Origin of the sequence: Peptoniphilus sp. HCN-40583 (assembly GCF_037892835.1) — a bacterium.
Lineage (GTDB): Bacteria > Bacillota > Clostridia > Tissierellales > Peptoniphilaceae > Aedoeadaptatus > Aedoeadaptatus rachelemmaiella.
The window spans coordinates 1-7,616 of sequence record NZ_JBBKBU010000044.1; the positions used below are offsets into that span (position 1 = coordinate 1).

6 protein-coding genes are annotated in these 7,616 nt (G+C 32.8%); 5 read left to right on the top strand and 1 reads right to left on the bottom strand.

The window, feature by feature from the left end; all coding sequences use genetic code 11:
• Positions 1-213: 213 nt before the first annotated feature.
• Complete coding sequence (locus tag WKT05_RS10370; RefSeq protein ID WP_340414037.1) at positions 214-1,185, bottom strand: helix-turn-helix transcriptional regulator; 972 nt, start codon at positions 1,183-1,185, stop codon at positions 214-216.
• 216 nt (positions 1,186-1,401) lie between these two features.
• Between WKT05_RS10370 and WKT05_RS10375 the strand changes: the two genes are divergently transcribed.
• Genes WKT05_RS10375 through WKT05_RS10395 form a run of 5 tightly spaced genes read left to right on the top strand, consistent with a single transcriptional unit; the run spans position 1,402 to position 7,391 of the window.
• Complete coding sequence (locus tag WKT05_RS10375) at positions 1,402-3,168, top strand: ABC transporter ATP-binding protein (RefSeq protein ID WP_215508904.1); 1,767 nt, start codon at positions 1,402-1,404, stop codon at positions 3,166-3,168.
• The gene (locus WKT05_RS10380; protein ID WP_215508903.1) at positions 3,161-4,909 is read left to right on the top strand and encodes an ABC transporter ATP-binding protein; all 1,749 of its coding nucleotides are present in this window, start codon (positions 3,161-3,163) and stop codon (positions 4,907-4,909) included. Before WKT05_RS10375 ends, WKT05_RS10380 begins: the two co-directional genes overlap by 8 nt.
• Positions 4,896-5,120, top strand: a complete 225-nt coding sequence (locus tag WKT05_RS10385) for a FeoA family protein (protein WP_002416391.1) — start codon at positions 4,896-4,898, stop codon at positions 5,118-5,120. Before WKT05_RS10380 ends, WKT05_RS10385 begins: the two co-directional genes overlap by 14 nt.
• A gap of 3 nt (positions 5,121-5,123) precedes the next feature.
• Entirely contained in the window at positions 5,124-7,145 is a 2,022-nt protein-coding gene (feoB, locus tag WKT05_RS10390; RefSeq protein ID WP_215508902.1) for a ferrous iron transport protein B, read from the top strand.
• A gap of 12 nt (positions 7,146-7,157) precedes the next feature.
• Positions 7,158-7,391, top strand: coding sequence for a transcriptional regulator (locus WKT05_RS10395; protein WP_068369046.1), 234 nt, complete (start codon positions 7,158-7,160; stop codon positions 7,389-7,391).
• Positions 7,392-7,616: the final 225 nt, after the last annotated feature.

Consider the following 7,616-nt stretch of genomic DNA (forward strand, 5'->3'; position numbering starts at 1 on the left):
AAGTTTGCCCCAGCCAATAGTTTCCAATGAGAGTTTGCTCGAATTGATGAAACTATTAGGCGAGGGTACAAGCTAAAAATTGATAAAAAAAGAAGCAGATCCCAAAGGGCTGCTTCATCAATTTTTTCGTAAGTGTCCGTACACTTACTGTGCTTGCTCAAAAGAATAAATTAGATAGCAAGCGTTAAGCACACACTGAATTCTAATATTAGGTTATGTAATCGTACTTCTATATTTACTTGGTGTGATTCCATAAGTTGATTTGAATATTTTAGCAAAATGTCCTGTGTGTGTATAGCCAACTTTTTCTGCTATCGTAGATATTTTATACTCAGGATTTTTCAGCAATAATAATGCCTTATTAAGCCTTAATTCTTTTAAGTACTCGTAGGGAGGAACACCGTAGTATTTGCGAAAAGCTAATTGAAATCGTGCAGGACTCATTAAAGCAATTTTAGAGAGTTCAAGTCCGTCAATATGAACCGATAAATCTTTTTTCATAGCCGATACAGCCCTTTTCAGATTTTGCTTATCTTTTTTAGTTAAGACAACGGATATATTTTTTTCTTTTTCTTCTAACCTTGTAATTATGATAGATAACAGTTCCATAACTTTGCTTTCCAAATATAAAGGCAAAATTTTTCCTTCGGCTTGGGATTCTCTTATCTGTTGAAATATAAAATTCAACTGCGGAGAATTTTGAGTTTTTAACAAATAAGAATTAAGAATCTTTGCTTTTTCATATTCAAAATCATCATATTTTAATTTTAAGAAAGTATCAAAGTATTCTTTGGTTAGGATTATTTTCGTAAACTTTACAGGCTTATTTGCCTCACAATAGGTATAAGTTTTCTTTTCTGTATTTAAGTAGCAATAGATACCTTTTTCTACATTATTTAACTTCCTTCCACCAACTTTAAATGAGCTACTTTCTGTTTCAAATTGACTAATCTCTAAATACTTTTCAGATACTTCAGTTATTTTTTCAAGTGTTTCATTTGGAGTAAAGTCAGCAATTAAAATTAGAATTAAACTGCTGTCAAATTTTAGTATGCGAAAAGTACCTTTGCCAAAATGGGGATCTATTTGAAAGATTTGTTTGTTTTCAGTTGATAAAGTTGGAACAGGAGTAAAAGGAGCGCCATGTACTAAGTTTGTTAAATAATCAATAACTGTTGTTTCCATTTATTCCACCTACATCTTTTAATATCACGAATTTATTTAATTATATCACAAATTTATAAAAACGTAAATAGAAATACTGATGAAAAGCTTGCAAATAAAGGGATTACAAGGAATGCCGAAATTCATGGTTGGATTTTGAGTTATAAAAAATTAGCTTTACAATAAATGTAGTTAGTTAGATATAGCTAACGGTCAGGAAAGGAGATGGAATAACTAATGGAAAAAAAGAAGACAGGGATATCTTATGTATTCCAATTAGCAAAAGATGAGAGAAAAAAGCTACATTTAGGAATGTTTTTATCTGTCATTTCTGCGGCTTTATCATTAGTTCCTTATTTTGTAGTTTATAAGATATTACTAATGATATTCCAGAAGAATATTTCGTATACAGAAATTTTAATGTGGGCAGGTATAGGAATTATAAGTGCTGTTTTGCAAGCAATACTAATGTCCTTTGCGGGCATTTTATCTCATACAGCAGCTTTTAACACAATACACAGAATTAAGCTGAAAGTTGTAAATCATATTTCAAAATTTAATTTGGGATTCTTTCAAGAGCATGCCCCCGGAGAAATTAAAACATTGTTGTTTGATGATGTAGATAGAGTTGAAAATTTTTTGGCTCATAGCACTTTGGAATTAGCTCAGGTAGCAGTTGTTCCGGTTATTATGTTCATTTTCATGTTGAAATTAAATTGGATGATGGCACTTGTTATGCTTATTCCTATGATTTTGGGATTAGGAATTCCTATGATGCTAATGAAAAATTATCCGGATATGTCAACGGAGCTATCCGAAGATATTGCTGATTTAAATGCTTCGGCAAACGAATTTATAAAGGCTATGCCTGTAATAAAAATGTATCATTTAACAGCAGAAAAATTTGAACAATATAGAAGCTCATTGAATGCGTATATTACTTGTTGGAAAAAGATGTGTATGAGTTCTTGCTATCCTTTATCAATAACTTTAGTGGTTTTGGATTCAGCAATCTTATTTACATTGCCGTTCGGAGGATATTTCTTTTTGAGAAATTCTTTATCAGCAACATCCTATTTGCTATTTATTATGCTTACAATGTGCTTTTTTGTTTCGTTCTTAAATATGGTAACAATCTTTATGCAATCTATGGAGCTTGGAAGCGGATTGGATAACATAAAAAAAATAATGGATATGGATGAATTGAAAGACGGAACAAAAATCATAAACAAGAATGAGTGTATGAAAATAGATTTTAAAGACGTTACTTTCAGTTATGACGATGAAGAAACAAAAAATAAAGCATTACAACATATAAATTTATCCTTAAAACCGAATACAATAAATGCTTTTGTGGGACCTTCCGGTGCAGGCAAGACAACTGCTGCACAATTGATTGGGAGGTACTGGGATGTAACAAGTGGAGCAATTAAAATTAACGACATACCGATCAATGAATTAAAAATAGATAATTTGATGGATATTACATCATTTGTTTTTCAAGATGTATTTCTTTTGGAGGACACTCTCTATGAGAATATTCGTATGGGAACAGATGCAGATGAAAATAAGATTATTGAGGCTGCAAAAGCAGCACAAATTCATGACTTTATTATGAGTTTACCGAATGGATATCAGACAAGAATCGGGGATCAAGGGGTGAAATTGTCAGGTGGACAGCAACAAAGAATCTCAATCGCAAGGGCAATACTCAAAGATTCTCCAATTATTATTTTTGATGAAGCAACTTCCTATTCAGATATAGAAAATGAGTACCAGATACAGTTAGCACTTCAAAACTTGTTGAAAAATAAAACAATCATTATGATTGCTCATCGTTTGCATACTATTAAGAATGCAGATCAAATTGTTGTATTTGATGAAGGGGAAGTCGTAGAGGTTGGAACACATAAAACTCTTTTAGAAAGAAAAGGGGTCTATGAAAGTATGTGGAATACATACACAAAAGATTACTTTGGAGAGGGGGTAAGTACAAATGCTTAAGATTATTAGAACACTTCTGAAAGATAAAAAAGAAAAATTGTATTTACCGATTTTTCTAATGGTTATTGATTCGATAGGAAGCATTGTTTTGTATTTAATGCTCTATTTTACCGTAGTTAGTATATTGCAGAATACATTAACTAAAACCTTAATCATAGAATATACGGTAATATGTTTCATCAGTATGATTGCAAGGATACTGATTTATAGGCATGCATACTATTTGAGCTTTTCAAGAGGAGCTGAAATGTGTGGAGATATGCGTTTGGATTTAGCAAATCATTATAGGAGTTTGAGCCTTGGTCATTTCCAAAAAAATAGTAGTGGTTATCTATTATCAACTCTTACAAAGGATTTGAGTAGTTTTGAACTGATCATAACGCACACCTTGCCATCGGTTATTAAAACAGCAGTTACAGCAATATTGATTTTATTAGGCACATTTTTTATCGATTGGAAGCTCGCATTATTAGAGTGTTTAGTATTGCTTATCGCATATCCTATGTTGATATGGGGCAACAAATTGATAGAAAAATACGGGGCAAGAAAAAGAAATTTAAATTCTAAGATGATTTCTATTATTTTAGAGTACATTCAAGGTATGAAAGCGTTTAAGTCAGCTAATATGACAAGTGAACATTTTGAAAGAATGATAAATACACTTGAAAATGTTAGAAAGACAAGCGTAAACGCAGAAAAGAAAATGGCGTTACCTACAAGTATGTACTTTATCACAGTTAACTTTTTGCTTCCGATAGTTCTTCTTATAGGAGGATATTTGCTTATAGATGGTAGTGTTAAAACTGAACAGTTTGTAGCTTTTATGCTTATGAGTTTAGCATTATCTGCACTTCTTATTGCCTTTCAACATTCCTATGGACTATTGAAAGATTTGAAATTAGCTGCAAGTAATCTTGAGAAAGCTTATGAAACGAAGCCATTGCCTTATTCTGAAAATGAAGTTGAATTAGAAAATTTTGATATTCAATTTAAGAATGTAAATTTTTCTTATGATAGAAATAAAACGATTCTGAACAATATTTCTTTTGAAGCAAAAGAGGGGACTTGTACAGCTTTAATCGGTCCTTCCGGTGGAGGAAAAACCACAATTGCCAATTTGATTGCAAGGTTTTGGGATGTGAACAGCGGAGAAATTATAATTGGTGGAAAAAATATAAAATCCATAAAACCTGATGTGTTGCTTAAATATGTTAGTCAGGTTTTTCAAGATAATGTACTGTTAACCGATACTGTTTATAACAATATCAGGGTTGGAAAACCTAATGCAACAAAGGAAGAAGTTTATCAAGCTGCAAAATTAGCTTGTTGCCATGAATTTATTTTGAAAATGAAGGATGGATATGAAACGGAAATAAAAGATGGAGGAAGTACATTATCCGGCGGTGAACGACAAAGGATTGCTATTGCAAGAGCGATTCTGAAGGATGCACCAATTCTTTTGTTGGATGAATCTACAGCTTCTCTTGATCCTGATAATGAAGCTAAAATCAATAATGCTTTGGAGCATTTAATGCAAGGAAAGACAGTTTTTGTTATTGCTCACAGATTGAATACCATTAAAAATGCTAATCAAATTATTTTGATAAATAACGGAAGAATTGAAGAACAAGGAAATCATAATGAACTTTATGGAAAAAAAGGACATTACTATGAAATGGTAAATACACAGGAAAGAGCGAAAAAGTGGATGATAAAGGAGAATAGTTATGGAGAGGCTTAGTACTTTGAAAGAAAAGACAAAAGGTAAAGTTGTTGAAATTATTGGTGATACACATTTTCAAAGCAGAATAATATCTATCGGAATAACTGTCGGAAGCGATGTTGAAGTTATCCAGAATTATAAAAAGCAACCTATTCTCATTTATTGTAGAGATACGATGATAGCTGTCAATAAGATAGAGGCAGAGAAAATAATGATGGAGGTACTTTGAGATATGAAGAAAATAACGATTGCTTTGCTGGGGCAGCCTAATTCTGGAAAATCGACTTTGTTTAATGGGTTGACAGGCTCAAATCAACATGTTGGAAATTGGCCGGGTAAAACCGTTGAGAAAAAAGAAGGCGAATTTTCGTATAAAGATACCAATTATACGATTGTGGATTTACCAGGAACTTACGGATTATCAGCAAATTCAGAGGAAGAAGTTATAACAAGAGAATATATAGAAACCGGGAACGCAGACCTAATTGCTATTATGGCAGATGCTTCACAATTAAATCGAAGTCTATTTATGCTCTCTGACTACATTGGAATAAATATTCCGGTTGTCTTAATCATGAACATGATGGATGTTGCTACAAGTCAAGGGAAAAATATAAATATAAAGGGGTTACAAAAATCCTTGAATATACCTGTCATTCCTATCGTTGCGGCAGATAAAAAGGAATACAAAGAGTTTTATGCTTTTCTGGAGCGTTCAGACAGCGGAAGGATTTTAGCAGACAATAATTTTGAAAGAGCATATGAAAGTGCCGCCGGAGATAAATATAAATTGCTGAAAAATTACATTCCTGATGAAGGGATAGGCGTATTTTCAAAATCATGGATTGTCGGGAAATTATTCGATCAAGATGTGAAAGTAATCGAATTGGTAAAAGATAATGTTGATGAATACAAATTTAAAGAAATAGAGGATATATTAAGAGGCATCAAAAATGGGAATCTGATAACCGGTAATTGCAAATTCGATTGGATAGATAAACTTATCAATGCAAATGTTATTCAGAAAAAGAGAGTATTTAAGAGAAGCAAATTTGATCGTATAGCCACAAGTAAAGCTTTCGGAAAACCTATGGCTATCGGAGTTATCATTTTAGGATTAGTTGCTTCTATGCTCATCGGATTTCCGCTAATGGGGTTATTTGGGTTTGTTATACCTAAAATATCAACATTGTTGGCAAAGGGGCTTGTCGCCATTGGAGTATCAAATTGGCTGATTTCACTTTTGTGTGGAGCCGTAATGACTGCAATTACTTTTGCATTGCAAATGGCAAGTTATGTATTGGGAATTAGTTTAGTATTTGGATTCTTGGAAGATGTAGGATATATGGCAAGAGTTTCCTATGTCTTTGACAACACTATGTCGAAATTAGGATTGCAAGGAAAAGCAATTATGCCGTTCTTGTTAAGTTTCGGTTGTAATATAGGTGGAATCACAGGAACGAGAGTAATTGATTCATGGGGACAGAGGGTTATGACGATTGCATTATCTTGGGTAGTCCCTTGCGGGTCAACATGGGGAGTAGTCGGGCTTGTTACAGGAACATTCTTCGGAAAACAGGCAGTATTTGTGATATTAAGCCTATTTGCAGTTGCTTTTCTACATTTGCTAATCACATATAGGATTTTTAGAAAATCGCTTTATGAGGGAAGTGAACATTTTGGAATGATTATGGAACTTCCACCATATCACAAGCCACATTGGAAAAATTTATTTTCTTCTGTAATGAATAGGATGGGAAATGTACTGAAAAGGGCATTGAGTATCATTATCCTTATTTCTGTTATATTTTGGATTCTTGCCTATACGGCTGATGGAAATATAGCTAACAGCCTTATTTATAAAGTAGGAACATTTATAGAGCCTGTAACAAAATTGTTTGGGTTACCATGGCAATTATTTATGGCTTTTGTTGCTTCTGCAATGGGAAAAGAATCGGCATTAGGAGTAATGGCATCATTATTTACTTCTTCAGGAATATGGCATGCAGTTGAGGTTAAAGGGACAGTAGATACCGCTATTCTAAGCAATAATATGTTGACAATGATTTCAAAGCCGGAAGCCTTAGCATTTACTTTTGCCTTTTTCTTCAATATGCCTTGTTTGATGGCTCTTGCAGCTACCGCACAAGAAACACATTCAAAAAAATGGACGATAAAAATAGCACTGTATTATATATTATCGGCTCTAATTATATCTTGTGTGGCGTATCATATTGGACTACTGATTTTTTAAGGTGTGATAAGTATGCTTATACAACTATTAGAAGTATTGAAAAAGAAAAAGACTTGCACTTTGCAAGAACTTGCTGAACTGACAGGTGAGGATTTAGATAGTGTAAAAATGAAAATTGAATATCTTGAAAATAATGGATATTTGGTAAAAACTAAAAGGTCTGCAACAAGTAAATGCCAAAGTCAATGTTTGGGATGCTCGAATTGTGTTGTTAATCAAGATGATATTTGGATTGTAAAAGATTGATAATAAACGGCAAATAAATGGAGGAATAAAATGGGAAAGTCTATATGTTTATTTCAAATAATAAGTCGCAATAAAAATAGCCCTTTTTTCTATAGACTTTATATCTGTCAGTCTTTTCATATACTCACTCGTCTAAACAATTAAATACAATTAAGGAAAGAACGGGTTTCGTTCATTTTAGAGGACTTTTTATGCCTATGTGCAGAAGTCCTCCTTTTTTTGTCT

Excerpts from the sequence above, each read along its gene's own strand:
- WKT05_RS10370 (WP_340414037.1), bottom strand. The coding sequence starts at position 1,185 with ATGGAAACAACAGTTATTGATTATTTAACAAACTTAGTACATGGCGCT.
- WKT05_RS10375 (WP_215508904.1), top strand. The coding sequence starts at position 1,402 with ATGGAAAAAAAGAAGACAGGGATATCTTATGTATTCCAATTAGCAAAA.
- WKT05_RS10380 (WP_215508903.1), top strand. The coding sequence starts at position 3,161 with ATGCTTAAGATTATTAGAACACTTCTGAAAGATAAAAAAGAAAAATTG.
- WKT05_RS10385 (WP_002416391.1), top strand. The coding sequence starts at position 4,896 with ATGGAGAGGCTTAGTACTTTGAAAGAAAAGACAAAAGGTAAAGTTGTT.
- feoB (WP_215508902.1), top strand. The coding sequence starts at position 5,124 with ATGAAGAAAATAACGATTGCTTTGCTGGGGCAGCCTAATTCTGGAAAA.
- WKT05_RS10395 (WP_068369046.1), top strand. The coding sequence starts at position 7,158 with ATGCTTATACAACTATTAGAAGTATTGAAAAAGAAAAAGACTTGCACT.